At 66.4% G+C, this 25,287-nt stretch carries 19 protein-coding genes; 15 read left to right on the top strand and 4 right to left on the bottom strand.

Features of this window, described 5'->3' with window-relative positions:
• Positions 1 to 63 precede the first annotated feature (63 nt).
• The 10 genes from FHR22_RS08740 (at position 64) to FHR22_RS08695 (ending at position 16,011) form a co-directional block, all read left to right on the top strand.
• Positions 64 to 1,452 (top strand): helix-turn-helix domain-containing protein, encoded by a 1,389-nt coding sequence (locus FHR22_RS08740; protein ID WP_166941198.1) that lies wholly within the window; start codon positions 64 to 66, stop codon positions 1,450 to 1,452.
• Positions 1,453 to 1,548: 96 nt separating this feature from the next.
• The gene (locus FHR22_RS08735; RefSeq protein ID WP_166941196.1) at positions 1,549 to 2,829 is read left to right on the top strand and encodes a diguanylate cyclase domain-containing protein; all 1,281 of its coding nucleotides are present in this window, start codon (positions 1,549 to 1,551) and stop codon (positions 2,827 to 2,829) included.
• A gap of 284 nt (positions 2,830 to 3,113) precedes the next feature.
• Positions 3,114 to 4,163: a mannose-1-phosphate guanylyltransferase gene (locus FHR22_RS08730; RefSeq protein WP_166941194.1), complete on the top strand. Its 1,050-nt coding sequence runs from the start codon at positions 3,114 to 3,116 to the stop codon at positions 4,161 to 4,163.
• Between the two features lie 5 nt (positions 4,164 to 4,168).
• Entirely contained in the window at positions 4,169 to 4,894 is a 726-nt protein-coding gene (locus tag FHR22_RS08725; RefSeq protein WP_166941192.1) for a helix-turn-helix domain-containing protein, read from the top strand.
• A 32-nt stretch (positions 4,895 to 4,926) separates the two neighbouring features.
• Entirely contained in the window at positions 4,927 to 6,756 is a 1,830-nt protein-coding gene (locus FHR22_RS08720) for a DUF885 domain-containing protein (protein ID WP_166941190.1), read from the top strand.
• Between the two features lie 90 nt (positions 6,757 to 6,846).
• A complete protein-coding gene (locus tag FHR22_RS08715; RefSeq protein ID WP_166941188.1) occupies positions 6,847 to 8,895 on the top strand; it encodes a transglycosylase domain-containing protein in 2,049 nt (682 codons plus the stop codon).
• 341 nt (positions 8,896 to 9,236) lie between these two features.
• Positions 9,237 to 10,625 (top strand): TIGR03013 family XrtA/PEP-CTERM system glycosyltransferase, encoded by a 1,389-nt coding sequence (locus FHR22_RS08710; RefSeq protein WP_166941186.1) that lies wholly within the window; start codon positions 9,237 to 9,239, stop codon positions 10,623 to 10,625.
• 2 nt (positions 10,626 to 10,627) lie between these two features.
• On the top strand, positions 10,628 to 12,772 hold the full coding sequence (prsK, locus tag FHR22_RS08705; RefSeq protein ID WP_208417595.1) for an XrtA/PEP-CTERM system histidine kinase PrsK: 2,145 nt from the start codon (positions 10,628 to 10,630) through the stop codon (positions 12,770 to 12,772).
• The gene (gene prsR, locus FHR22_RS08700; RefSeq protein ID WP_166941182.1) at positions 12,769 to 14,166 is read left to right on the top strand and encodes a PEP-CTERM-box response regulator transcription factor; all 1,398 of its coding nucleotides are present in this window, start codon (positions 12,769 to 12,771) and stop codon (positions 14,164 to 14,166) included. The genes prsK and prsR overlap by 4 nt, the downstream gene beginning before the upstream one ends.
• 21 nt (positions 14,167 to 14,187) lie before the next feature.
• Positions 14,188 to 16,011 carry a tetratricopeptide repeat protein gene (locus FHR22_RS08695; RefSeq protein ID WP_243853622.1) on the top strand — a complete coding sequence of 608 codons (1,824 nt, stop codon included), beginning with the start codon at positions 14,188 to 14,190 and terminating at the stop codon, positions 16,009 to 16,011.
• A gap of 15 nt (positions 16,012 to 16,026) precedes the next feature.
• Here FHR22_RS08695 and FHR22_RS08690 read toward each other — a convergent pair whose 3' ends face one another.
• Positions 16,027 to 16,374 carry a GntR family transcriptional regulator gene (locus FHR22_RS08690; RefSeq protein ID WP_166941178.1) on the bottom strand — a complete coding sequence of 116 codons (348 nt, stop codon included), beginning with the start codon at positions 16,372 to 16,374 and terminating at the stop codon, positions 16,027 to 16,029.
• 71 nt (positions 16,375 to 16,445) lie between these two features.
• On the bottom strand, positions 16,446 to 17,027 hold the full coding sequence (locus FHR22_RS08685; protein WP_166942558.1) for a nitroreductase family protein: 582 nt from the start codon (positions 17,025 to 17,027) through the stop codon (positions 16,446 to 16,448).
• Positions 17,028 to 17,212: 185 nt separating this feature from the next.
• On the opposite strand from FHR22_RS08685, the gene FHR22_RS08680 reads away from it, so the two are divergent.
• The 5 genes from FHR22_RS08680 to FHR22_RS08660 are packed head-to-tail and all read left to right on the top strand — an operon-like array spanning position 17,213 to position 22,867.
• Positions 17,213 to 18,856: a peptide MFS transporter gene (locus tag FHR22_RS08680; RefSeq protein WP_166941176.1), complete on the top strand. Its 1,644-nt coding sequence runs from the start codon at positions 17,213 to 17,215 to the stop codon at positions 18,854 to 18,856.
• A gap of 4 nt (positions 18,857 to 18,860) precedes the next feature.
• On the top strand, positions 18,861 to 20,285 hold the full coding sequence (locus FHR22_RS08675; protein WP_166941174.1) for an amidohydrolase: 1,425 nt from the start codon (positions 18,861 to 18,863) through the stop codon (positions 20,283 to 20,285).
• On the top strand, positions 20,282 to 21,583 hold the full coding sequence (locus FHR22_RS08670) for an amidohydrolase family protein (protein ID WP_166941172.1): 1,302 nt from the start codon (positions 20,282 to 20,284) through the stop codon (positions 21,581 to 21,583). Before FHR22_RS08675 ends, FHR22_RS08670 begins: the two co-directional genes overlap by 4 nt.
• Positions 21,584 to 21,636: 53 nt before the next feature.
• On the top strand, positions 21,637 to 22,338 hold the full coding sequence (locus tag FHR22_RS08665; RefSeq protein ID WP_166941170.1) for an NnrU family protein: 702 nt from the start codon (positions 21,637 to 21,639) through the stop codon (positions 22,336 to 22,338).
• Between the two features lie 4 nt (positions 22,339 to 22,342).
• Positions 22,343 to 22,867, top strand: a complete 525-nt coding sequence (locus tag FHR22_RS08660; protein WP_166941168.1) for a DUF1003 domain-containing protein — start codon at positions 22,343 to 22,345, stop codon at positions 22,865 to 22,867.
• Between the two features lie 50 nt (positions 22,868 to 22,917).
• On the opposite strand, the gene FHR22_RS08655 is transcribed toward FHR22_RS08660, so the two are convergent.
• Together FHR22_RS08655 and FHR22_RS08650 are read right to left on the bottom strand one after the other, a co-directional pair.
• Positions 22,918 to 23,913: an aldo/keto reductase gene (locus tag FHR22_RS08655; protein ID WP_166941166.1), complete on the bottom strand. Its 996-nt coding sequence runs from the start codon at positions 23,911 to 23,913 to the stop codon at positions 22,918 to 22,920.
• On the bottom strand, positions 23,910 to 25,160 hold the full coding sequence (locus FHR22_RS08650) for a dicarboxylate/amino acid:cation symporter (protein ID WP_166941164.1): 1,251 nt from the start codon (positions 25,158 to 25,160) through the stop codon (positions 23,910 to 23,912). The genes FHR22_RS08655 and FHR22_RS08650 overlap by 4 nt, the downstream gene beginning before the upstream one ends.
• Positions 25,161 to 25,287 lie beyond the last annotated feature (127 nt).

Below are 25,287 nucleotides of genomic sequence, written 5' to 3'. Positions count from 1 at the left end.
TAATTGTGAAATTTGGCGGTATGGTGTAAAAAGACGTGTAAATTAGTAAAGAAAGTTACAGATATGGCGGAGCGGCGGGTGTTCGCAGGGGCTGCGGTTCGGCGGGCGCGTCGGGAGGCCGGGATGACGCAGGCGGCGATGGCCGAGACGCTGGAGATTTCGCCAAGCTACCTCAATCTGATCGAGCATGGGCAGCGGCCGCTGTCTGCCACGGTGATCGTAAGGCTCGCGGAACGTTTTGATTTCGACGCGGCGAAACTCGGCGGCGAAGAGGTGCCGGGCGGCCTGGCCGGTCTCAGGCGGAGGCTGGCCGACCCGCGTTTCGCCGACCTGGGTATCGGCGCGCAAGAGGCAGAGGAATGGTTGCAGACCGCGTCCGCGACCGCCGCGGCGTTCGCGCGGTTGTTCGACGCGGCGCCCGAAGCGCGCACCGAAGGTGTCGATGAAGCGCCCGAAGTTGCCGCCGTGCGCCGCGCGATCGAAAAATGGCGTAACCATTTCGCCGATCTCGACGCCCGGGCCGAGGAGCTCGCCGACGAACTGCGCCTCGCGGGCGGCGATCTTTATGGCACGATTTCGGAGCGTTTGCGTACGCGGCACCAGCTGGGCATCCGCATCTTGCCGAGCGACGTGATGCCCGACCGGCTGCGCTGGCTCGACTGGCACGCGCGGCAACTGATGCTGAACGAACTGCTGCGTCCGGCGTCGCGTACCTTCCAGGCCGCGGCGACGCTGGCGCAGATCGAGGCGAAGGCGGAGATCGACGCGCTTGTCGCGGGCGCCGAATTCGCCGAAAATGCTGCGGCGCGGATGTTCGAGCGCCACTTGATCCAATATTTCGCCGCCGCGCTGATGATGCCATACAGCCGTTTCCTGCGCGCGTGCGATGCGACGGGCTATGATCTGCTGCTGCTCCAGCGCCGCTTCGGCGCCGGATATGAACAGGTCGCGCACCGGTTGACCACCTTGCAGCGCGTCGGCGCGCGCGGGCTGCCCTTCTTCATGCTGCGCATCGACCGCGCGGGGCAGGGGAGCAAGCGTTATGCCGGGGCCAGCCAGTCGCCGTTGGTCGACGGCGATGCGCGTTGCCCCCTGTGGGGTGTGCATGAGGCATTCGCGCGGCCGGGCGAGGTCGTTGCCGACCTGGTCGAGCTGGAGGACGGGACGCGTTGGTTCACGCAATCGCGATCGGTCGCAGCCCCCGGCGCGACGGGCAGCGGCACCCCTGCGCGCTTTGCCGTTTGCGTCGGCGTCGACGCCAAGGTCGCCGCGCCGCTGATTGCCGCGCGCGGGATCGATTTGATGCGGTCGCCCGCGACCCCGATCGGCCTTGGTTGCCGCCGTTGCACGCGGACGGGCTGCATCCAGCGGTCGATGCCGCCGCTCGCGCGTCCGCTGCGGTTCCGGGAGGGCGAGCGCGGGGTGAGCGCCTTCGATTTCGCGGGCGATTGAGCCGATATGCCAAATGCCGCGTAAAGCCGATTTGCGTGCTGGCTCGCCGGGAAAAAAGCTGCAAATGAAGGCGTTCGCGACCGGGAGTGGATAGCCGTGCCGACGATCAACGAGAACGCCTTTCGCATCCTGCTGGAAACGGTGCCCGACGGATTCTTCGTCCATGACGCGGCCGGCCGCTTCCTCGACGTCAACGCCCGATCCTGCGCCGATCTTGGCTACACGCGCGACGAGCTGTTGCGCATGTCGATCAACGACATCTCGCGCGGTGCCGACGCCGCGGCCAATGCGGCGCGATGGCGCGATGCGCCGGTGGGACTGGCGATGCATTTTCAGGAGACGGCGGTTCGCAAGGACGGATCGGCCTTTCCGGTCGAGATCAGCCTGACCTGTCAGTTCATCGACGGACAGAAGCTGTTCTTTGGCCTGGCGCGCGACATGAGCGAGCGCGATGCGGCGCGCACGGCCGAACTCAAGGAAGCGCACGAGCGGATGGAGATGGCGATCCGCGTCGGCGGCCTCGGCATCTGGGATTATGATCTGGTCGGCGACCGGTTGACGTGCGACGAGCAATGGTACCGGATCATGGGCCGCGATCCCGCGCAGCCGGTGCGGGACATTGCGTCCTTTCGCGCCTTCGTGCATCCGGGCGACGTCGAGCGCGTCACCGAAGTCCGGCAGACGGCGACGCGACTTGTCGCCGAAGAGCGGGACTATGAGATGATCTTTCGCATCGTCCGCCCCGATGGTGCGCTGCGCTGGCTGCGTTCGGCGGGCCATGTCGTCGAGGACGCTGATGGCCGTCCTCGGCGCGCAGTCGGTTTCGTCGTCGACATCACCGAAGCGCATCTTGCCGGGGAAAAGCTGCACCAGCAGACGCAGGAAGACCCGCTGACCGGGCTGGCAAACCGGCGGCGGCTCGACGCCGAACTTGCCAAGGCCTGCCTGCACGCCACGCGAACCGGCGAGCCGGTGACGCTGGCGATGATCGACGTCGATCATTTCAAGCTTTATAACGACCGGCACGGCCATGTTGCGGGCGACGAGGCGCTGATCGCGCTTGCCCAAATATTGCAAGGCATTGCGCGGCGGCCCTATGATCTGGCCGCGCGCTATGGCGGCGAGGAATTCGTGCTGCTGCTGCCCGGTATCGGCGATCCGGAAACGATCCTGCAGACGATCGAAGACGAACTGGCGAAGCTGGCAATCGCGCATCCCGCGTCGCCCGTTGCGCCGCGCCTGACGGTCAGCTGCGGCTGCGTCGTCGCGTCCGAACTCGCCGACACGAAGCCGCGCGACCTGCTCGCGGCATGCGACGGGGCGCTGTACCGGGCGAAGGAAGCGGGGCGTAACCGGAGCGAGGTGGCACGGATTTAGCGGCGGCGGGGAAGGGTGGTTTCGGGTGACGGCTATCGGCAGGGAGCCGCCGTTATCCCTTTTTGTCACCCCGGACTTGATCCGGGGTCCCGCTTGATGCCGAAACTGCCGGTGCTCCCCAAGAAAAGCGGGATCCCGGGTCAAGCCCGGGATGACGAGGATGGGCGAAGCAACGGCCGCTTCCCACCCCCGAAACCGTCATTCTTGCCCGATCGATAACCCAAATCCGCCTTGCCGCGCGATATGGGGTGACCGCCGCCGTGCGAGGCGATAGGTTGCGTGGCATGACCCTGCTTATCCAACCCGTCATCCTGTGCGGTGGCGCGGGAACGCGGCTTTGGCCCGAATCGCGCGGTACGCGCGCCAAGCAGTTCCTGCCGCTTGCGGGCGAAGCGAGCCTGTTTCAGCAAACGGTGGCGCGCACGCCGGCGGGCCGCGATTTCCTGCCGCCGCAAATCCTGTGCGGCGACAGCCATGTCGCGACCGTTCGCGAGCAACTGGGCGACCGCGAGGCGGCGCTGATCGTCGAACCGATGCCGCGCGGCACGGCGGCGGCGATCGCGCTCGCGGTCGCGCAGGCCGATGCCGATACGCTACTGCTCGTCATGCCCAGCGATCATGTCATCGCCGACGTGCCCGCCTTTCACGCCGCGATCGCGAAGGCGGTGGGGCTGGCGCAGCAGGACCGGCTCGTGACCTTTGGCATCACCCCTGACCGGCCCGACACCGGATTCGGTTATATCGCGAGCGGTCGCCCGCTCGGCGGCGGCGGCGAAGATTGGGGCTTCGCGGTCGACCGCTTTGTCGAGAAGCCGCCGCTCGAAGAGGCTGAACGGATGCTCGCCGCAGGTGGATATAACTGGAATGCAGGTATTTTCCTGTTCCGCGCCGGGCGAATGCGCGATGCCATGCTGACCCATTGCCGCGCGATTTTCGAGGCCGCGGACAAGGCGGTCGCGGCGGGAATGCGCGACGGCGATGCGCTCTACGCCGATGCCATCGCCTTCGAACGAGCGCCCAGCGATTCGATCGACTATGCCGTGATGGAGAGGGAGGACCGCACCGCCGTGGTCCCCGTCGCGATGGGCTGGTCCGATCTCGGCAGCTGGCACGCGGTGCATGCGCTCGCCGAGGGTAAGGACGACGGGGGCAATGCCGTGGCCGGTGACGCTTTCCTCCACGATTCGCGCGGCAATCTGGTTCGCGCGGGCGGCAAGCGGGTGTCGCTGGTCGGGATGGAGCATGTCGCGGTGATCGTCGACGGCGACGACATATTGGTGATGCCGCTCGCCCGATCGCAGGACGTTCGTGCGGCGGCCAAGGCGCGCGAATAGGCGCGATGTCCGTGGCCTCCTGCTTCGCCGCTGCGCCGATCGGCTTGCTACATCACGGTGCGCAGGAACGGCGCGCGCGCCATTGCCATGACGTGCCGTTCGCGGCGGTGGTACTGGAGGGCGGCTATCAGGAAGCCGGCGACGAGGGGCGCTGGAATGTTCGCCCCGGCGACGTGCTGATCCACCACGCGTTCGAATCGCATCTCAACCGCTTCGACGCGGTGGGCGCGCGCGTCCTGATCCTCGACCTGCCCGCCGATATGGCGGCAAGTCCGCATCTATACGGCCACACCGCCGACCCCGACCGGCTCGTCCGGCTCGCCGCGCGCGATCCGCGCGCCGCCTCGGCGCTGCTTTCCGAAGGCTTTGCCGCCCGGGCAAGCACGCTGCTCGACTGGCCCGATATGCTTGCCGCCGACCTGCGCGGCCTCGAACCCTTCCTGCTCGCCGACTGGGCCGACCGGCATGGCGTGCGCGCCGAGACGTTGAGTCGCGGTTTTCGCGCTGCCTATGATTGCACGCCCAAGGCGTATCGCGCCGACGTCCGTGCCCGCGCCGCCTTTCGCGCGGCGCGGGGCGGTGGCGAGCCGTTCGCCGATGTCGCGCACCGTCTGCATTTTACCGACCAGTCGCATATGACGCACGCGGTCGCGCGGTTGACCGGCGCGACGCCGGGTTGGTGGCGACGGGATCAAGTGGATACAAGACAGCATCGACCCACTCTGTTATAGTCAGCTAATACACGCTATACGGAGACTCCACCATGCTCGATCGCCGCACGTTGCTCGCCACGCTGGCCGCGACATCCGCCCTTGCCGGCATCAAATCACCCGCGCGCGCGATGCTCGCCGGGACATCGGGCGGGGAGGGGGCAAAGTTGACCGCGCTTTACGAGCGCATTTACGACATGATGGTCGATCAGGATCCCGAATTCGCCACCGCGCTCGGGCTCGACAAGGGTGATCGCGCCGCGGCGAAATCGAAGCTCGCCGACCGCTCGCCCGCGGGTATCGAACAGGGTCACGATCTCTATCGCACCGGCCTTGCCGAACTGAAAAAGATCGATGTCTCAAAGCTTTCGGGGATGGACCTCGTCAATTACGAAACCTTCCGCGGGCCGTGGGAAGATTATGTGAAGGCTTATGACAGCTTCACCTATGGCCTGCACAGCTGGCCCGAACCGCATCCGGTGACGCAGCTGAGCGGCAGCTATCGTTCGATCCCCGATTTCCTGATCAACCAGCACAGCATTGCGGGCAGCGCCGATGCCGAGGCCTATCTGGCACGCTGCGCCGATTTCGCGGTCCAGCTCGACAATGAAACGGGGCGGATCAAGGCCGATCATGCCGCGGGGATTCTGCCGCCCGATTTCGTCATCGACCGCACCCTCGTCCAGTTCGCCAGCATCATGGCGCCCGCCGCGGCCGCCAATGCGCTGACCACCAATATCCAGGCGAAGACGAAGGATATCGCCGGCGACTGGGCCGCGCGTTGCGCCGCGATCGTCGAGCGCAAAATCTATCCCGCGATGCAGCGTCAGGCGGCAGAGCTCAAGGCCGTCCGCCCGCGCGCCACGCACGATGCCGGCGTCTGGCGCCTGCCCAAGGGCGACGAATATTACGCCTATGCGCTGCGCTATGCGACGACGACGGGGATGAGCGCCGAGGAGGTGCACAAGCTCGGTCTCGATCGCATGGCCGAACTGACGTCGCGCGCCGATGCGATCTTCAAGGCGCAGGGAATGACGAAGGGCAGCGTTGCCGAGCGGCTTCGCGCACTCGGCAAGGATCCGCGCTTCCTCTACCCCAACACCGACGCGGGGAAAGCGGAACTGATCGCCAAATTGAACGAGCAGGTGCAAGAGGTTCAGCGCCGCCTGCCCGAGGCGTTCGGCCGGCTGCCGAAGGCGAAGGTCGACATCCGCCGCGTGCCGCCCGACATCGAGGCCGGCGCGACGGGCGGCTATTATCAGATGCCCGCGCCCGACGGGTCGCGCCCCGGCGCCTATTACATCAACCTGCGCGACACCGCCGAAAACCCGAGCTGGACGCTGCCGACGCTGACCTATCATGAGGCGTCGCCGGGGCATCATCATAAGATCGCGCTGGCACAGGAAGCGACGGGGATTCCGCGGCTGCGCCGTCTGCCCGCCTATTCGGTCTACACCGAGGGCTGGGGGCTGTATGCCGAGCAGCTCGCCGACGAGATGGGCATGTATGAAAAGGATGCGTGGGGGCGGCTCGGCTATCTGCAAAGCTATATGTTCCGCGCCGCGCGGCTTGTCGTCGACACCGGGCTCCACCATTTCCGGTGGACGCGCGAAAAGGCGATCCAATATTATAACGAGGCGCTGGGCACCCCCGAGCCGTCGAACATCACCGAAATCGAACGCTATTGCGTGTGGCCGGGGCAGGCGACGAGCTATATGGTCGGGCAGACGAGCTGGGTCGCGATCCGCGAAAAGGCGCGGGCGACGCTTGGCGACAGGTTCGACCTGCGCGGTTTCCACGACACGGCGCTGTCGGCGGGCGCGATGCCGATTTCTGTCCTGGAATCGGTGATCGAGCGCTGGACGGCGGTGAAAATGGCCTGAACCCCGGGATAGGGAGCCGTCGCCGCGCGACGCGGCGCCGGCCCAAGATATTTGCTTATGCTGTGTTGCCTGTTTAATACGGGCCCACGCATGTTGTTTTTTCGTCGCCGTCCCGCCGCCGCGTCCCAGCCCGAACCCGTCCCGGTGGGCGGCTTGCCTCTGCCCGATGCGGCGTTGCCGGCACCCGAGGTTCCGCTCTCGCCGCGCCGCAGATGGCTGCGCCGTATCTCGCGCGGTTTTGCCGTCTTCGCGATCCTCTTCATCCTGCTTGTCGGCTGGCTCGCGATCACCGCGCCGCTGTCGAAGTCGCTCGAACCGATCGCACCGCCGCAGATCACCTTGCTCGCGTCGGACGGCACCCCGATCGCGCGGATCGGGGCGATCGTCGACACGCCGGTGAAGGCAAAGGATCTGCCCAAACATGTCACCGGCGCCTTTCTCGCGATCGAGGACCGGCGGTTCTACAGCCATTGGGGCGTCGATCCGCGCAGTGTCGCGCGCGCGGTGTGGAGCAATATCACCGGCGGGCGCACGCAGGGCGGCAGCACGATCACCCAGCAGCTGGCGAAATTCACCTTCCTCACCCCCAAGCGCACGCTCGGGCGCAAGGCGCGCGAGGCAATGATCGCCTTCTGGCTCGAGGCGTGGCTGAGCAAGGACGAGATTCTCGAACGCTATCTGTCGAACGCCTATTTCGGCGACAACACTTACGGCCTGCGCGCCGCGTCGATGCATTATTTCTACCGCCAGCCCGAAAAGCTGACCCCCGCGCAGGCAGCGATGCTCGCGGGGCTCGTCCAGGCGCCTTCACGCCTCGCGCCGACGCGCAATCCCGACCTTGCCGAAAAGCGGATGCGGCTGGTCGTCGGTGCGATGGTCGACACCGGCTATCTGACCGCGGGCGAGGCGAAGGCGCTGCGGACGCCGCGGATCGACGTGCGCAGTCGCAATACGCTACCCACCGGCACTTATTTCGCCGACTGGGCGCTGCCCGAGGCGCGCAAGCTCAGCGACGTCGGATATGCGCGGCAGACGATCCGCACGACGCTCGATTCGCGGCTGCAGGCGGCGGCGCGCCGCGCGATCAACGGCGCGAGCCTTGGCAAGGCACAGGTCGCGCTGGTCGCGATGCGTCCCAATGGCGAGGTCGTCGCAATGGTCGGCGGGCGCGACTATGCCGATTCGCCCTTCAACCGCGTGACGCAGGCGCAGCGCCAGCCCGGATCGACCTTCAAGCTGTTCGTCTATCTCGCGGCGCTGCGGGCCGGGTGGGACCCCGATGATGTGATCGACAACGGTCCGATCGAAACCGGATCCTACCGGCCGAAAAATGCAGGCGAGGCCTATTCCAGGACGATCACGCTCGAGGATGCCTTTGCCGCGTCGAGCAACGTCGCCGCCGTCCGCCTGCTGCGTGAGGTCGGTGATGACAAGGTGATCGACATGGCACGCGACCTTGGCGTCACCGCACCGCTTGCCAAGGGCGACCCGAGCCTCGCGCTCGGCACATCGAGCATGACCTTGCTCGAACTCACGGCAGCCTATGCGGGCGTCGCGGCGAACAGCTATCCTGTCGTCCCGCATGCCTTCAAGACCGACGAGCCGGGCTGGTTCGAGCGCCTGTTCTCGGGCCCCGACAGCTTCGGATCGGGTGTGCATGACGATATCGAGCAGATGCTTCGCGCCGCGGTCAATCGCGGGACCGGGCGCGCGGCGCGGCTGCCGCAGGCGAATTTCGGCAAGACCGGGACGAGCCAGGACAATCGCGACGCGCTGTTCGTCGGCTATGCAAACGGCCTCGTCGTCGGGATATGGATCGGCAATGACGACAATTCACCGCTGCGCGGCGTTTCGGGGGGCGGCGCGCCAGCGCGCATCTGGCGCGATTTCATGACCGGCGCGGCGGGGACGAAGAAGCGCCCGGCGGCGCCGGCGAAGAATCCCGCCGGTCCGGTCCAGCCGCTCGATATCCCCGATATCGGCGCGGTCCCGATCGGCGAGACGACGCGCGTCGGGGTTCAGGACGGCAATGCCGTGATATCGACCGAAATCGGCGGCACGCGCATCGACCTGAAGCTGCCGATCAACGAAAGCCGTCCGGGGGAGGCGCCGCCGGCAGCGCCCACGCCACCGCAGTAGCGCGAATAGCTGAGACGGACGGTGGCATTGGGGTGGGGAGCTGCCATAGGCACCACCCACTTTCGTCATCCCGGGCTTGACCCGGGATTCCGCTTTTTTTGAGGGCGCCGACGGTTTTCGAGGTCTATCGTCACCCCGGATCAAGTCCGGGGTGACGATGGACGGGACGGCAACTCCGGGCCGAAAACAGCCGTGCCTGATCATCTGTCCTGGCTCCCCACTCCGTCACCCGTCTGCTTTCGATTTGCCACCGGCGCGCCCGTGGCATAAGCGAGTGTAAAATTAACCGACACTTCACCCCTGGCAGCTAGTGTCGCAGCCCGGAAGGGCGCAGCGGTTTCATGTTCAGACTGTTCAAACATTATGTCCCCTATGCGGTCGTCTGGCTGGCGCTGGTCGATTTCCTCGCCTTGCTCGGCTCGGCGGAGGGGGCGTGGCATATTTATGCGCAGCAGGCCGGTTTCGACGCGGGTCCGCTCGGCGACCGCTGGCTGCCGATCGCGACCTTTGCGATCGCCAATTCGCTCGGCATGATGGCGACCGGCATGTACGGGACCGAGGCGCTGCGTTCGATGCGCTTTGCGACCGCACGCCTGCTCGTCGCGGTCTCGCTTGGCGTCATCTTCATTGCCGTGCTCGGCTTCCTGCTGCCGACGGTGACCCTGTGGCGCGCGAACAGCCTTTATGCGATGGGCCTCGCGATCACCGCGCTGTCGCTGATCCGGCTCGCGCTGACCCAGACCGCGGCACCCGACGCCTTTCGCCGCCGCATCCTGGTGCTCGGCGCCGGACCGCGGGCGGCGCGATTGCAGGCGCTGGCCGATCAGCCGGGGAGCGGGCTGACGATCGCCGGCTTCGTCGCGATGGCCGATTTCGAAAAGACGATGGCGGGCGCCGTTCCGCGCGAGAAGATTCCGAACCTGTCGGATCATGTCGTTGCGCTGAGCGCGGGCGAGGTCGTGCTGGCGCTCGAAGAGCGGCGCAACGCGTTACCGCTTGCCGACCTGTTGCGCGTCAAGACGACGGGGGTCCATGTCAACGACATCGCGAGCTTTATCGAGCGCGAGACGGGGCGTGTCGACCTGGCGACGACCAATCCCAGCGGGCTCATCTTTTCCGACGGCTTTTCGGCCGGACAGCGGATTTCGAAAGCGGGCAAGCGGGTGTTCGACATTCTCGCCAGCCTTGCCGTGCTCGTGATCGGCCTGCCGCTGATGCTGATCGCCGCCATCGCGGTGAAACTCGACAGCAAGGGCCCTATTTTCTATCGCCAGTCGCGCGTCGGCATGTTCGGCGAGCCCTATGATATCCTGAAAATCCGGTCGATGCGCACTGACGCCGAGGCGGCTGGCAAGGCGGTGTGGGCAAGCGAGAACGACCCGCGGATCACCCGCGTCGGCAATATCATCCGCAAGCTTCGCATCGACGAGCTGCCGCAGCTCTGGTGCGTGCTGAAAGGCGACATGAGCTTCGTCGGGCCGCGCCCCGAGCGGCCGAGCTTTGTCGAAGAGCTCGAGCTGCAGCTGCCATTCTATGCCGAACGGCACATGGTGAAGCCCGGGCTGACGGGCTGGGCGCAGATCAATTATCCCTATGGCGCGTCGGTCGAGGATGCGCGCGTGAAGCTTGAATATGACCTTTATTATGCGAAAAATTACTCGCCCTTCCTCGACCTGTTGATCCTGCTCCAGACGGTCCGCGTCGTGCTGTGGCCGGAGGGAGCGCGCTGACCATGCTGCTGGGGGGCGCTTCGCATATCCTCGCCGCGCTCGCGCTGGTCGGTTTCGTCGGGGTCACGCTGTGGCTGCTGTCGCGGCCGCGTGCGCGGATGGCGGTGCTGGTGCCGGCGCCGCGCTGGCTGATCGCCGCTGCCGGCGCGAGCGCATTCTGGTGTGCGACGCTCTATCTTTTCGATCCCGGTTCGTCCGAGGCGCTGGTGGCGCAGGCGGTGCGCAACGCCGCGATGCTCGGCTGGCTGGGCGCGAGTTTCTGGTCGCCCGCTGCGCCGATGCCGCGCCCGCTGCGCCTGATCGCGCGGTTGCTCGTCGCGATCAGCCTGCTCAGCTTCGTTTCGGGCGTAGCCGCCTATTGGCGCGAAGGCGCGGCGGCGGGGGCATGGATCCGCCCGATGGTGGAAATTGCGGCGATGATCGTCGCGTCGGGCGGGCTGCTGATCATCGACGGCGGCGCGCGCCACGGGAGCAGCGCGCTGCGGATGCCGGCGATGGCGGTCGCGGGCGGCTTTGCCATGCTGTGGGGGTATGAACTCAATTTCCAGTTGCTTGGCGCCCTGACCGGCAAGCCGGCGTCGACGCTGATCCAGCTGCTGCCGGCGATGGCGCTGTTGACCCTGCCGACTTACGTCGTGGCGGCGATGGATATCGGGCGCGAACGGATGCAGCTCTCGCGCACCGCGGCGATGCGCACGATCATCCTGCTGGGCGCCGCCGCCTATCTGATCCTGATCGGGCTGACTGGCGCGATCGCGCGGCTTGTCGGCGGCGATTACGGCAATCTGGCGCAGGGTATCTTCCTGATCGTCGCCCTTGGCGCCGGCGGGTTATTGTTCGTGTCGCGCCGCGCGCGGGCGTGGCTTTCGGTGATGATATCGAAGCATTTCTTTGAGCATCGCTATGATTATCGCGCCGAATGGATGCGCTTCACCGCAACGCTGGGCGATGGCGGGGGGCAGGCGGGCGAACCGTCCGAACCCGACGACGGCAATCTTCACCGGCGCGTCGCGAAAGCGCTCGCCGAACTGACCGGCAGCCCGGGGGCGCTGCTGATGCGGCCCGACGCGCTCGGCGGTTTTCGCGTTACCGACCATTGGCATTGGCCGACCGGCGGCGCGGACGGCCCGGACGGGGCGACGCTGTCGCTGCGGTCGGCTTTCATGCTCCAGGAAACGCGGCATATCGTCGAACTCGACACGCTGCGCCGGGGGACGACGACGGGACCGAACGCCGATCTGGCGATCCCCGACTGGCTGATCGCCGATCCGGGCGCGTGGGTGGTCGTGCCGATATTGCATTTCCAGCGCATGATCGCGGTCGTCATTCTCCAGCGGCCCGGTATTTCGCGTGCGCTCGACTGGGAAGATCTCGACGTGCTGCGTATCGCGGGGCAGCAGGCGGCTTCCTATCTTGCCGAAGCGCAGAGCCAGCAGGCCTTGTCGGAAGCGCGGCGTTTCGACGAGTTCAACCGTCGCTTCGCCTTCATCATGCACGACATCAAGAATCTGGCGAGCCAGCTCAGCCTGCTCGCGCGCAATGCCGAGCGGCATGCCGACAAACCCGAATTTCGCGCCGACATGATCGAAACGCTGAAGATTTCGGCGGGGCGCCTGTCCGATCTGCTCGTCCGCCTCTCGCCGCGCGCGCGTGGCCGCGCGGCGGAAGCCGAACGCGTGCTGGTCGAACCGCTGTTGCAGGCGGTGGCGGCGGAAGTGCGGCCGCGGCGGGCCCTGTTCGTCAGCTGCCAGGCGGGGCTTGCCGCGTGGGGCGATGCGGCCTCGATCCGCCAGATCGTCCAGCATCTTGCCGCCAATGCGATCGATGCCTCGCCGGCGAACAGCCCGGTCCAGATCGTCGCGACGGGCGAGCAGGGGCGCGTCCGCATCGACGTGATCGACGAAGGGACCGGGATGAGCCGGGCCTTCATCCGCGAGGAACTGTTCAAGCCCTTCGTGTCGACGAAGGACGCGGGTTTCGGCCTTGGCGCGTTCGAGGCGCTCGGGCTGGCACAGGCGATGGGCGGGACGATCGACGTGGCGAGCGAGCCCGGACGCGGCAGCAATTTTTCGCTGTGGCTGCCGGTGGCCGATACGCGGGGCGATATGGGGTCGCCCGAACCGATGATGAAAGTGGCAAAGCCATGAGCGAGACCGGCTCCGACCTTCCCAAATCGCTGCCCAAGCTGCTGATCGTCGAGGATGATCCGGGGCTGCAGGCGCAGCTCAAATGGGCGTATGAGGGATATATGGTCCTGATCGCGGGCGACCATGACGGCGCAATCGAACTGCTGCGCGCCGAAGAGCCGGCGGTGGTGACGCTCGACCTGGGATTGCCGCCCGATCCCGACGGAACGCGCGAAGGCTTCCGGACGCTGAAGGCGATCCTGGAGATGAAGCCCGACACCAAGGTGATCGTGGTGTCGGGGCATGGTGAACGCGCGAGCGCGCTGACCGCAATCGCGAACGGGGCGTGGGATTTCTACCAGAAACCGATCGATATCGAGGAACTGGGGCTGATCGTCCGCCGCGCCTTTCATGTGCGCGAACTGGAAGTCGAAAACGCCCGGCTGGCCGAGCAGGGGGCGAGTGACAATCGCGTGCTCGGCGGGATGATCACCGGCGCGCCCGAGATGCAGAAGGTGGCGCGGACGATCGAGCGGGTTGCGAACCTGGGCGTCAGTGTCATGCTGCTCGGCGCGAGCGGGACGGGCAAGGAATTGCTGGCGCGCGGATTGCACGAGGCGAGCGGGCGCCGCGACGGCGCGTTCGTCGCGATCAATTGCGCCGCAATTCCCGAAAATCTGCTCGAAAGCGAATTGTTCGGGCATGAAAAGGGCGCGTTCACCGGCGCGGTCAAGACGACCGAGGGCAAGATCGAACTTGCGCATGGCGGGACGTTGTTCCTCGACGAGGTCGGCGACATTCCGCTGCCGCTGCAGGTCAAATTGCTCCGCTTCCTGCAGGAGCGAACGATCGAGCGGATCGGCGGGCGGCGGCCGATCGCGGTCGACACCCGCATCGTGTGCGCGACGCACCGCGATCTCGATGCGATGATCGCGGTGCAGAGTTTTCGCGACGATCTTTATTACCGGCTCGCCGAGATGGTGGTGAAAATCCCGTCGCTTGCGGAACGGCCGGGCGACGCGGTGCTGCTCGCGCGGCATTTCCTGCACCAATATGCGCCGGAGATGAACCCCGGCGTGCGCGGTTTCGCGCCCGACGCGTTGCAGGCGATCGACGAGGGGCGCTGGCCGGGGAATGTCCGCGAGCTCGAAAACCGGATCAAGCGCGCGGTCATCATGGCCGACGGCAAGCTGGTGACCAGGGGCGACCTCGACATGTCGGGCGGGACAGACGGCGATGCGGCGGGCGAGGAGGCGTGGCTGAACCTGCGCAGCGCGCGCGAGGCGGCCGATCGCGTCGCGATCCGCCGCGCGGTGACGCAGAGCGAAGGCAATATCTCGGCCGCGGCGAAGCTGCTCGGGATCAGCCGGCCGACGCTTTACGACCTGCTCAAACAATATCGGATGCAGGCCTGAATGACGCGACGGCGTTCCTGGATGAGCGCGCTGCTGATCGCGGCGGTGCTGGCCGGGTGCGACGGCGCGCGCCCGGCGGATACGCGCCAGACGCTCGAACAGCGGCGCGCCGATTTGCAGGCGGCGGTCGCCGACAATCCGAAGGCGATCGACGAGCGGGTCGAACTGGCGCGCGTCGCACTGCGGCTCGGCGACGGGGTGGCGGCCGCGGCTTCGGTGCAGGCGGCGATCGGCGCCGGCGGCGACGAAAGCGCGCTCCGCGCGTTGCTCGCCCGGGCCTATGCGTTGCAGGGCGACGGGACGCGCGCGCTCGAAACGCTCGATGCGGGGCCGATCGCGCCGCAAGCGATGGGCGAGGCGGCGTGGGTCGCGGGCAATGTCCATCTCGACAATGGCGACCTTGGCGCGGCGCGCGATGCGTTCGACCGCGCGGTGCGCGAACTGCCGCGTGAATCGGCGCTGTGGGTCGATGTCGCGCGCTTTCGCGACGCCAATGCCGACACGCTGGGTGCGCGCGACGCGGTCGATTATGCGATCGAGCTCGACAAGGACAATAGCGCGGCACTCGCCTATAAGGCGAACCTGATCCGCACCGAGCAAGGGCTCAATGCCTCGATCGAGTGGTATGACGCGGCGCTCGCCGCCGATCCCGACAATGCCGATGCGCTGATCGAGCAGGCTGCGACGCTCGGCGACCTCGGCCGGTATCGCGATATGCTCGGCGCGTTGCGCCGCGCGGCGGCGATCGCGCCGGGCAACCCGCGCATCTATTATCTGCAGGCGGTGCTCGCCGCACGCGCGGGCAATTATCGGCTCGCGCGCAGCCTGTTGCAGCGGACGCGCGGGCTGATGGACGGGGTGCCGGCCTTCATGCTGCTCAGCGCGATCGTCGAGCTGGAGCTCGGCGGTGAAGCGGTCGCCGCGACCTGGGCCGATCGGCTGCTTGCCGAACAACCGAATAATATGACCGCGCGGCGCGTCCTCGCGGTCGCGGACTGGGCGGGCGGAGATGCCGACGGGGCGGCTGAGGCGCTGATCCCGGTCGTCGACCGCGACGATGCCGACAGCTGGTCGCTGCTGCTTGCGGGACGCGTGGCCGCCGAACTGGGCCGGCGCGGCGAGGCGGCCGACTATCTGGCGCGCGCCGCATCGCTGTCGCGCGGCGACGCGGCGCCGTTCGCGGTCGACAACGACTATGGTTTCCTGTCGATGGCGGCCGAAGCCGAACCGCTCAATCCCGCCAAGATGATCCCCGCGATCGCGGCCGATATCGCCGCGGGGCAGAGCGGCCGCGCGATCGAGCGGGCGACCGAATTGCGCGATGCGAACCGCGGCGTCGCCGATGCCCATATCCTGCTCGGCGATGCCGCGATGGCGGGGGGGCAGTTTGAGGTCGCCGTCCGCTCCTATCGCGCCGCGCGCGACCTCGATGCCGGCGAGCGCACGACCTTGCGACTGGCGCATGCGCTGTTTCGCGCGGGGGATACCGCCGGGTCGAGCGCCGCGATCCTCGCGCTGCGCGACAGCCAGCCGTCGAGTATCGCCGCCGACCGGCTGGCCGGGCACCTTGCGATGGATCTTGAACATTGGGACCAGGCGATCGCCCATTTCGAGCGTGTCCGCCGCCGCATCGGCAATCGCGACGTCGTCGTGCTGCGCGAGCTTTCGAAGGCGTGGGCGGCGAAAGGCGATGGCCGGCGTGCGACCGCGCTGATCGCGCTCGCCTATCGCCTGCAACCGCTGAATGCGGAGATCATGCGGCTATACGCCGACCGGCTGGCGGATGCCGGCGATATTCAGAGTGCGGCCGATTTGCGCGACAAGGCGCGGCAGATCGGGCGGTAGGGCCGCAGTGCTAACTCAAGCCTCGGTCAAATCGAGCAGGGTCCGGGCATCCAGTCCGATGCGGCGCATCTGGTCGGCGACAGGTGGCCAGACATTGTTGAGGAAATCCTCGCGCATCAGCGTCCGCAACCGGTCCGTCGCGCCCTGTGCGACGAACATGCCGACGCCGCGTTTCACCGTGACCAGTCCCTCGTCCTGGAAGGTCTGATACGCCTTGGCGACGGTCAGCGGGTTTGCGCCTTCCTCCGCCGCGAGCGAGCGGACCGACGGCAACATGTCGCCGTCGCGGAAGCTGCCGTCGAGGATCGCGTTGGCGATGACATCGCGCAGGCGCTGATACACGGGTTTGGACTGATCGAGCATGCCGCCTTAATGCCATAAGACAGCAGCACAGTCAAACGCACCCTATTACAAATTTGCTTTTTTGTCTGAAATTAAATGTCCCAGGCACGAACGACATCGTCATATTCGGGCCGCGGCCGTTCGGAGAGTTCCCCGCCCGCGGTGCCGAGGAAGAAATAGCCGACGATCGTATCGCCCGCGCCTACGCCGAACGCGGCGGCGACGTTCGGGCTATAGGCTGCCCATCCGGTCAGCCAGCTGCCGACGAAGCCATGCGCGTGCGCGGCATGGAGCAGGTTCATGCCGACGGCACCCGCCGACATCTGCTGTTCCCACACCGGGATTTTGACGCCCGGGACGGGGGTCGAGACGAGGACGAGCAGCGTCGGCGCCTGATGCGCGAACTGGTCGAGCGCCGACAGGTCCATCCCCGCCGCGCCGGGATTCTCGCTGACCCAGGCGGACTTCAGCAGCGCCGCAAACGCCTCGCGCTGATCGTCGGCCACGTTGACGATCCGCCACGGCGCGAGCTTGCCATGATCGGGGGTGCGGAGCGCAAGGGCGATGATGTCCCTGAGCTGCGCGGAATCGGGGCCGGGCGCAACCATGTCGCGGGCCTTCCCCGAGCGGCGGGTGGCGAGATGGGCGAGGAGCGAGCTATGGTCGTTGAACATGGCGCACCATGTGGCGCGCTGTTGACGTTTGCGCAAGTGTTGCGAACCATTCGCAACAGTTTTCGGCCCGATCCAACCGGTTTCACGCGCAATTAGATTCTTCCCTTGCGTAATTTTCGCGCTAGGTTGCCCCATTCGCGCGGCGGGAGCCGGCGCAAAAAATAATCGGGAAAAGGGACGCATAGATGAAAGAGATGGGCCTTTGGGACGAAGGCGACTGGATCGCGGTCATCGCGCTGGTTATTTTGGGGGTGTTCCTGACCATCGGCGCGTTGATCGCCGGTAGCAAGAAGCCCGAGTTCGCGGGGCATCCCAAGGGCCTCTACATGCTCTTCTTCGCCGAGATGTGGGAGCGTTTCTCCTACTATGGCATGCGTGCGCTGCTGATCTTCTACCTCACTCAGCACTGGCTGTTTTCGGATGGCAAATCGAACCTGATCTATGGCGCCTATACCAGCCTCGTTTACATCACCCCCGTGCTCGGCGGCTATCTGGCCGACCGCTATCTGGGACAGCGCAAGGCGGTGGTGTTCGGCGGGGTGCTGCTCGCGCTCGGCCATTTGTTCATGGCGTTCGAAGGCGATCACGGGATTACCGATGCGGCGGTCAAGCAGGCTGACGGCGCGATCAACATCTTCTGGCTCGCGCTTGCGCTGATCATCGTCGGATCGGGCTTTCTCAAGGCGAATATCTCGGTGATGGTCGGCCAGCTCTATCGCCTGACCGACGTCCGCCGCGACGCCGCCTACACGATCTTCTATATGGGGATTAACACCGGCGCCGCGCTCGGCACGATCCTTGTCGGCTATCTTGGGCAGAAAATCGGCTGGGCCTATGGCTTCGGCCTCGCCGGGATCGGCATGGTCGCGGGGCTGATCGTCTTCGTGCTCGGCAAGAATGTCCTGCTTGGCGCGGGCGAGGCGCCGGCGCCGCTGCCGAAGCGCAAGGAAATGACCGTCTACGGCACCGGCATCGCCGCGGTCGCGGTGATGTGGGCGCTGATCCAATATCAGGATATCATCCAGAACCTGCTGATCGTCTCGGGCCTCGCGCTGCTCGGCTATGTTCTCTACGAAAGCTTCAAATTGCCCAAGGAACCGCGCGAGCGCATGTTCGCCATCCTTTTCCTGATCGCGCTCAACCCGCTGTTCTGGGGCCTGTTCGAGCAGGCGGGCGGCAGTTTCAACCTCTACACCGACCGCTATGTCGACATCGGCGGGGTTCCCGCGTCGGTGTTCCAGTCGATCAACCCGATCTACATCATCCTCTTCGCACCGGTCTTTGCCGGCCTGTGGCAATGGCTGGGCAAGCGCGGTCTCGAGCCGTCGGCGCCGGCGAAATTCGCCATCGCGCTGGCGCAGGTCGGCGTTGGTTTCCTTGTCTTCGTCTGGGGCGCGCAGAGCGTCGGGCCCGAAGCGATGACGCCGGTCGTCTTCGTCTTCCTGCTGTATCTGCTCCACACGACGGGCGAGCTTTGCCTCTCGCCGGTCGGCCTCAGCGCGATGAACCGGCTGGCGCCGAGCTACCTCGCGTCGCTGATCATGGGCGCGTGGTTCTACATGACCGCGGTCGGCAATTTCGTTGCGGGCAAGATCGGCGAGGCGACGGGCGGCGAAAGCGGCAGCATGACGAAGGAAGCGACGCTGGGCATCTATTGGGAGATCGGCCTGATCACCATCGGCGTCAGCGTCGTCGTGCTCGCCCTGTCGCCGATCGTGAAGAAGTGGATGCACCTCGACACGCTGCGCGATCGCGAAGACGGTTTGGCGGGCATCGGCGAGGCTGAGCCGCAGGCGGCCGGGGTCCATCCCGAGCCCAAGGGAGTTTAAGCGCATGATCCGCGGCGTTAAAGGCAGCCTGCTGGCTGCGGTGTCGCTGGCGTTCGCCGGTTGCGCGGCGACGGGGGCTTCGAGTGGCACCGATACCAAGTCGGCGAGCGACGAGCCTGCTGCGGTGGCGGCGAAGCCGGTGAAGTTCAACAAGGATCCTTATCCGTCGACGTACAAGGGATATCCGACCCGCCTGACGGTAGTGAAGGGTGTCACGATCTTCGACGGCGAAGGCGGGCGGATCGACAATGGGTCGATCGTGATGTCGAGCGGCAAGGTCGACCGCGTCGGCGGCTCCGACATGGAATTGCCCACCGACGCCGACGTCATCGACGGCACCGGCAAATATCTGACCCCCGGCGTGATCGACATTCACAGCCACCTTGGCGATTATCCGTCGCCCAGTGTCGATGCGCATTCGGACGGCAATGAAGCGACCGGCCCGATCACCGCCGAAGTGTGGAGCGAACATAGCGTCTGGCCGCAGGATCCGGGCTTTACGCGGGCGCTGACCAACGGGGGCATCACGACGCTCGAAATCCTGCCGGGCAGCGCGAATTTGATGGGCGGCCGTTCGGTCGTGCTCAAGAATGTGCCGTCGCGCACCGTGCAGGGGATGAAATTCCCCGGCGCCCCCTATGGCCTGAAGATGGCGTGCGGCGAAAATCCCAAGCGCGTCTATGGCGCGAAGGGCCGCATGCCGTCGACCCGCATGGGCAATATGGCGGTCGATCGCCAGACCTGGGCGAAGGCCGCAGCGTATAAGAAGAAGCTCGACGAGGGGAAGGCGGTCGACCGCGACCTCGCGATGGAAACGCTCGCGGGGGTGCTGTCGGGCGAAATCCTCGTCCAGAATCATTGCTACCGCGCCGACGAAATGGCGCAGGTCATCGATATGAGCCACGAGTTCGGCTATAAGGTGTCGGCGTTCCATCATGCGGTCGAGGCATATAAGATCGCCGACCTCTTGAAGAAGGAAGGCATTTGCGCTGCGATGTGGGCCGACTGGTGGGGCTTCAAGATGGAAGCTTATGACGCGGTGCCCGAGAATATCGCGCTGATGTACAAGGAAGGCGCGTGCACGATCGTCCATTCGGACGACGCGAACCAGATCCAGCGCCTGAACCAGGAGGCCGCCAAGGCGCTCGCCGCCGGTCGCCGCATGGGGATGCAGATCAGCGACGAGCAGGCATGGACCTGGCTCGGCATCAACCCCGCGCGCGCGATCGGGCTGGCCGACAAGATCGGCAGCCTGAAGCCCGGCAAGATGGCCGATGTCGTGCTGTGGAACGGCAATCCGTTCAGCGTTTATACCCGCCCCGAAAAGGTCTGGATCGACGGCGCGCTGATGTTCGACGCCAAGGATCCGAAACGGCGGCCGGTGACCGACTTCGAACTCGGCCAGCCGGGTGAAGGGGATGTGAAATGATCCGCGCGTTCCTTCTGTCCGCCGCGGCGCTGGCCGCGCTTCCCGCCGCCGCGCAGGACGTCGCCATCGTCAATGCGAAGCTGGTGATCGGCGATGGCAGTGCGCCGATCGAGGGTGGTTCGGTGATCATCCGCGGCGGCAAGGTTTTTGCCGCGGGCGACGGTGTTGCGGTGCCGGCCGGCATGGAGCGCATCGATGCGCAGGGCAAATGGGTGACCCCCGGCATCGTCGCGGCGTTCAGCCGCGTCGGGCTGACCGAAGTCGACGCCGTCAGCGGGACCAACGACCGTTCGGCGGGCCGCTCGCGCTTTTCGGCGGGGCTCGACATCGCACCGGCGCTCAACCCGATGGGATCGCCCGTCGCGGTCAACCGCGCGGCGGGCATCACGCGCGCGATCGTCGCGCCCGAAAGCAGCAGCAATCTGTTCGCCGGGCAGGGCGCGGTCGTCGACCTTGCCGACGACATGGACATGGTGACCAAGCCGCGCGCGCTGCAGTTCGTCGCGTTCGGCGAGGCGGGATCGGCGAAGGCAGGCGGGAGCCGCGCCGCGACCTTCCTGCTGTTCCGCGAACAATTGCTCGCGGCGCGCAGCTTTGCCCGCAATCCCGCGACATTGGCCGAATGGGGCAATGACGCGATGATCCAGCGCGCCGATGCCGAGGCGCTGGTGCGCGTGATCGACGGCACGACGCCGCTGTTCGTGCGCGTCGATCGCGCCGCCGATATATTGAACGTCATCAAGCTGAAGGGCGAGTTTCCCGCGTTGAAGCTCGTCCTCGTCGGCGTCACCGAAGGCTGGCTGGTCGCGCGCGAGATTGCGGCGGCGAAGGCACCGGTGCTGGTATCACCGCTCAGCGACCTGCCCGACAGCTTCGAGCGGCTCGGCGCGACGCAGTCGAACGCCGGGCGGTTGAAGGCGGCCGGGGTCGATGTGTCGGTCGGGGTGTTCGACGACGACGATGCGCACAAGATGGGCTATACGACGCAATATGCCGGTAATCTTGTCGGCCTCGCCCGCGTGCCGGGGGCGAGCGGGCTGACGTGGGACCAGGCCTTTGCGTCGATCAGCAGCGCTCCGGCGCGGGCCGTCGGTCTGGAGGGCAGCATCGGATCGCTGCGCCCGGGCCGGGTCGGTGATGTGGTGATCTGGGATAATGACCCGCTCGAACTCGGCAGCCGGCCGACCGGCGTGTGGATCGACGGCAAGGCGCAATCGCTGACGACGCGGCAGGACCGCCTGCGCGACCGTTATGCGACGCCGGCCGAAGGGGCGTTGCCCAAGGCTTATGACAGGTAGGCGCGGCGACTGACCAACGCGGCGCCGGGAAAGAGCGGGGAGGAGAGGACCCAATGCAACCGATGTCGCTGCTGGTCACGACATGCGTGCTGTTCGTCGGCACGCATTTCGCGCTGTCGCACCCGATGCGCGCGCCGCTTGCCGGGCGGATGGGCGAGCGGGCGTTCCTGATCGTCTATTCGATCGTTGCGATCGCGTGCCTGATCATGGTCGTGCAGGCGTGGCGCGGGATGCCGCCCGAGCCGCCCTTATGGGTCGTCGGCGACGCGCTCTGGGGCGTGGCATCGGCGATCGTCCTGTTCGCGAGCATATTGTTCATGGGGTCGTTGATCGGCAATCCCGCCTTGCCGGCGCCGAACGCCGCCTTCGCGGCGCAGGGCGCACCGCGCGGGGTTTATGCGATCACGCGCCATCCGATGATGTGGGGCTTTGCGCTCTGGGCGCTGGCGCATGCGCTGGTGATGCCGACCCCGGCGCAGTTCATATTGTCGGCGACGATCGCCTTTCTCGCGCTCGCCGGGTCGGCGGGGCAGGATGTCAAAAAGGCGCGGCTGATGGGCGATAGCTGGCGGCATTGGGCGGCGCGGACGAGCTTTATCCCCTTTGCGCGCCAGATCGGCGGGGTAACGCCATGGGGCGACACGATCCCGCGCCCGCATGCCTTGTTCGGCGGCATCGTGCTGTGGATCGCCGCGACCTGGGCGCATGGCGCGATGGGCTATATGGCCGCGGGTATCTGGCGCTGGATCGGGTGACGCGATGCACGATGCGACGAAGACCGCTGACCTGTCGCTGCGCCTCCTCGGGCGGCCGCTCGAGGAGCTCGACGATGACGAGCGCCGCGTCCTCGACGCGATCGCCGAACGCCGCCTGACCAGCCGCGATGCCGCCGACCTGGTCGATCAGGAAACGAGCTTCGGCGCGCGGCTGTCGGACCGGGTGGCGGCGGTGGGCGGGTCGTGGGGGTTCATCATTGCCTTCACCGCCGTCCTGCTCGGCTGGATGCTGCTCAATTCGGATGTGCTCGCGCGCTGGGGGATGGCGTTCGATCCCTATCCCTTCATCTTCCTCAATCTGATGCTGTCGACATTGGCCGCGGTGCAGGCGCCGATCATCATGATGAGCCAGAACCGCGCCTCGGCGAAGGACCGCATCGCCGCGGGGCTCGATTACGAGATCAATTTGCGCGCCGAGCTGGAGATCATGCGGCTGCACCATAAGATGGATGAATTGAGCGGGGCGATACGGGAGCTGGGCAAGCCGCCTCCCGCCGACTCCGCCTAATCGCTTCGCGATAAGGCTGCGTATCCTTTTTCCATCAAGGGAGAAGGAATTTACAGCCGCACCATCCGCATTCCCGCCTCGCCATAGCGCGGGCCGCTCGTCCCGCCCTTGGGCGCGGCGGCGTTGATCGCGGCGAGGTCGGCAGCGGTCAGTATGACCTCGGCGGCGGCGACGCTGTCTTCCATCGTTGCGCGGCGTTTGGTGCCCGGGATCGGGACGATATCGTCGCCCTGTGCCAGCAGCCAGGCGAGCGCGATCTGCGCCTTTGACGCGCCATGCCGGTCGGCGACGGCGCCGATCGCATCGACGATCGCGAGGTTGGCGGGAAGATTCTCCTCAGAATAGCGCGGATCGTTGCGGCGCCAGTCATTCTCCGCCAGCTCGTCGCGGCTGCGGATGGTGCCGGCGAGGAAGCCGCGGCCGAGCGGCGAATAGGGGATGAAGCCGATGCCGTTTTCGCGGCAGGCGGGCAGGATTTCGTCCTCGACCTCGCGCTCCCAGATCGAATATTCGCTCTGCAATGCGGTGATCGGCGCGGCCTTGGCGGCGCGGCGGATCGTTTCGGGGCCGGCTTCGGATAGCGCGATGTGGCGGACCTTGCCCTCGTTCACCAACTCCATCATCCCGCCGACGACCTCTTCGATCGCGATCGAGGGATCGACGCGGTGCTGGTAGAACAGGTCGATCGTGTCGATGCCGAGCCGCTGGAGCGAGCCTTCGCAGGCCTTACGGGCATTTTCGGGCGAGCCGTCGACGCCGACGATCTGGTTGCCGTCGAATTTGAACCCGAACTTGGTCGCGATGACGAGGCCGTCGCGCCTGCCCTTGATCGCATCGCCGAGCAGTTCTTCGTTGCTGAACGGGCCATAGATTTGCGCGGTGTCGAAGAAGGTGACGCCAAGGTCGATCGCGCGGTGGATCGCGCGCGTCGATTCGCCGAGGTCGGCATTTTCGCCGTAGAGGATATTGCCGCCCTTGATCATCGGCATGCAGCCGATCCCGATCGCGGAAACTTGAAGGCCATGGCCGAGGGTGCGATATTTCATGGCGCTTCTCCTGATGGGGGATCGTCCTCGATCTCGTCGGCGGCGAATTTGGTCGCGGCGACGTCGCCGACGACATTGCCGAGCGTACGGAAGATATCGGGAAAAGTCTCGACCGCGACAAGCAGGCCCAGGGGCGCGACGGGGACGCCCATCGACACCGCGATCGGCGCGATCGAGGTGACGAAGCTGATCGAGCCGGGCAGGCTGACCGATGAGAGCGCCGCCGCCATCGCGACCGCCAGGCCGACCGCCATTTCCCATGGCGTCAGCTGGATGCCGAACAGCCATGCGACATAGACGACCACGGCAAGGTTCATTGCGGGGCTGGTGAACCGGAAGATCGCGACCGCGAGCGGCAGGACGACGTCGGCCTTTTTCGGGTCGACGCCAAGGTCGTGCGACGCCTTGAGCATCGCGGGCAGGCTGGCGAGCGAGCTTTGGGTACTGATCGCGACCGCGAAGGTCGGCACCATCGCGCGAAAGAAGCGCGGCAGCGGCACGCCGACGACGAGCCAGGCGAGCAGCAGGCCGAGGATGGTGATTGAAATGCCGATCGCCGACAGCATCAGCACATAATGGACGAGGCCGCCGAACGCCGCGACGCCCGCCTTGACCGCGAGCGCATAGCCGAGCGCGAAGACGCCGATCGGCGCGAGCGCGAGCACCCAGGTGATGACGACGAGCATCGCCTCGCCCAGCGCGCTGAACAGCCCCGACAGCGTCGCGCGATGGACGGGCGAGATGCGCGTGATGGCGAAGGCGAAAATGGTGGTGAAGACGATCAGCGGCAGGATTGCGGTCTCGGCGGCCGCCGCGATCGGGTTGGTCGGGATCAGCGACAGCAGGAAATCGGCAAAGGTCGGTGAAGGGCCGGCCTCGGCCGTGCCGCCGAGCCCGTCGCGCAGCGCCGCGGCGGCGCCGGCCGAGAGCGGGAAGAGCCGGAGGAGCAGCGGCAACAGCACCAGCGTCATCAACCCCGACAGGAAGATCGCGCCGAGGAAGGTCATGACAGCGCGCCCGGCGAGCTTACCCGCCCGCGCGGCGTCGGCAGTCGCGGTGATACCGGTGATCAGCAGTGCGACGATCAGCGGCACGATCGTCATTTTCAGCGCATTGAGCCACAAGGTGCCGATCGGTTCGATGAAGGGCAGCGACGCGGTTCCCGCGCTGGGCGACACGATTTCGACACCGATGCCAAGTAGCATCCCTGCGATCAGCGCCGACAAGATGAACCAGGCAGATTTCAAGATGGATTTCCCCCGTGTTTTTCCTGGCCTGCTTGCCAAGCAAAATTGAGTGACTTAGAGCACCCCCCGGTAAAAGTGGGAACCGGTTTTTGGGCCGGAAAGTGCTTCTCGGGGGCCATCCCGGGGA

The organism is Sphingopyxis panaciterrae, assembly GCF_011762125.1.
Taxonomy (GTDB): Bacteria; Pseudomonadota; Alphaproteobacteria; order Sphingomonadales; family Sphingomonadaceae; genus Sphingopyxis; species Sphingopyxis panaciterrae.
This window is presented reverse-complemented; position numbering and strand designations above follow the sequence as displayed.

Coding starts and splice junctions, on each gene's coding strand:
- FHR22_RS08740 (WP_166941198.1), top strand. CDS start 64: ATGGCGGAGCGGCGGGTGTTCGCAGGGGCTGCGGTTCGGCGGGCGCGT.
- FHR22_RS08720 (WP_166941190.1), top strand. CDS start 4,927: ATGCTCGATCGCCGCACGTTGCTCGCCACGCTGGCCGCGACATCCGCC.
- FHR22_RS08685 (WP_166942558.1), bottom strand. CDS start 17,027: ATGTTCAACGACCATAGCTCGCTCCTCGCCCATCTCGCCACCCGCCGC.
- FHR22_RS08715 (WP_166941188.1), top strand. CDS start 6,847: ATGTTGTTTTTTCGTCGCCGTCCCGCCGCCGCGTCCCAGCCCGAACCC.
- FHR22_RS08670 (WP_166941172.1), top strand. CDS start 20,282: ATGATCCGCGCGTTCCTTCTGTCCGCCGCGGCGCTGGCCGCGCTTCCC.
- prsR (WP_166941182.1), top strand. CDS start 12,769: ATGAGCGAGACCGGCTCCGACCTTCCCAAATCGCTGCCCAAGCTGCTG.
- FHR22_RS08665 (WP_166941170.1), top strand. CDS start 21,637: ATGCAACCGATGTCGCTGCTGGTCACGACATGCGTGCTGTTCGTCGGC.
- FHR22_RS08680 (WP_166941176.1), top strand. CDS start 17,213: ATGAAAGAGATGGGCCTTTGGGACGAAGGCGACTGGATCGCGGTCATC.
- FHR22_RS08655 (WP_166941166.1), bottom strand. CDS start 23,913: ATGAAATATCGCACCCTCGGCCATGGCCTTCAAGTTTCCGCGATCGGG.
- FHR22_RS08660 (WP_166941168.1), top strand. CDS start 22,343: ATGCACGATGCGACGAAGACCGCTGACCTGTCGCTGCGCCTCCTCGGG.
- FHR22_RS08695 (WP_243853622.1), top strand. CDS start 14,188: ATGAGCGCGCTGCTGATCGCGGCGGTGCTGGCCGGGTGCGACGGCGCG.
- FHR22_RS08730 (WP_166941194.1), top strand. CDS start 3,114: ATGACCCTGCTTATCCAACCCGTCATCCTGTGCGGTGGCGCGGGAACG.
- FHR22_RS08710 (WP_166941186.1), top strand. CDS start 9,237: ATGTTCAGACTGTTCAAACATTATGTCCCCTATGCGGTCGTCTGGCTG.
- FHR22_RS08675 (WP_166941174.1), top strand. CDS start 18,861: ATGATCCGCGGCGTTAAAGGCAGCCTGCTGGCTGCGGTGTCGCTGGCG.
- FHR22_RS08690 (WP_166941178.1), bottom strand. CDS start 16,374: ATGCTCGATCAGTCCAAACCCGTGTATCAGCGCCTGCGCGATGTCATC.
- prsK (WP_208417595.1), top strand. CDS start 10,628: ATGCTGCTGGGGGGCGCTTCGCATATCCTCGCCGCGCTCGCGCTGGTC.
- FHR22_RS08725 (WP_166941192.1), top strand. CDS start 4,169: ATGTCCGTGGCCTCCTGCTTCGCCGCTGCGCCGATCGGCTTGCTACAT.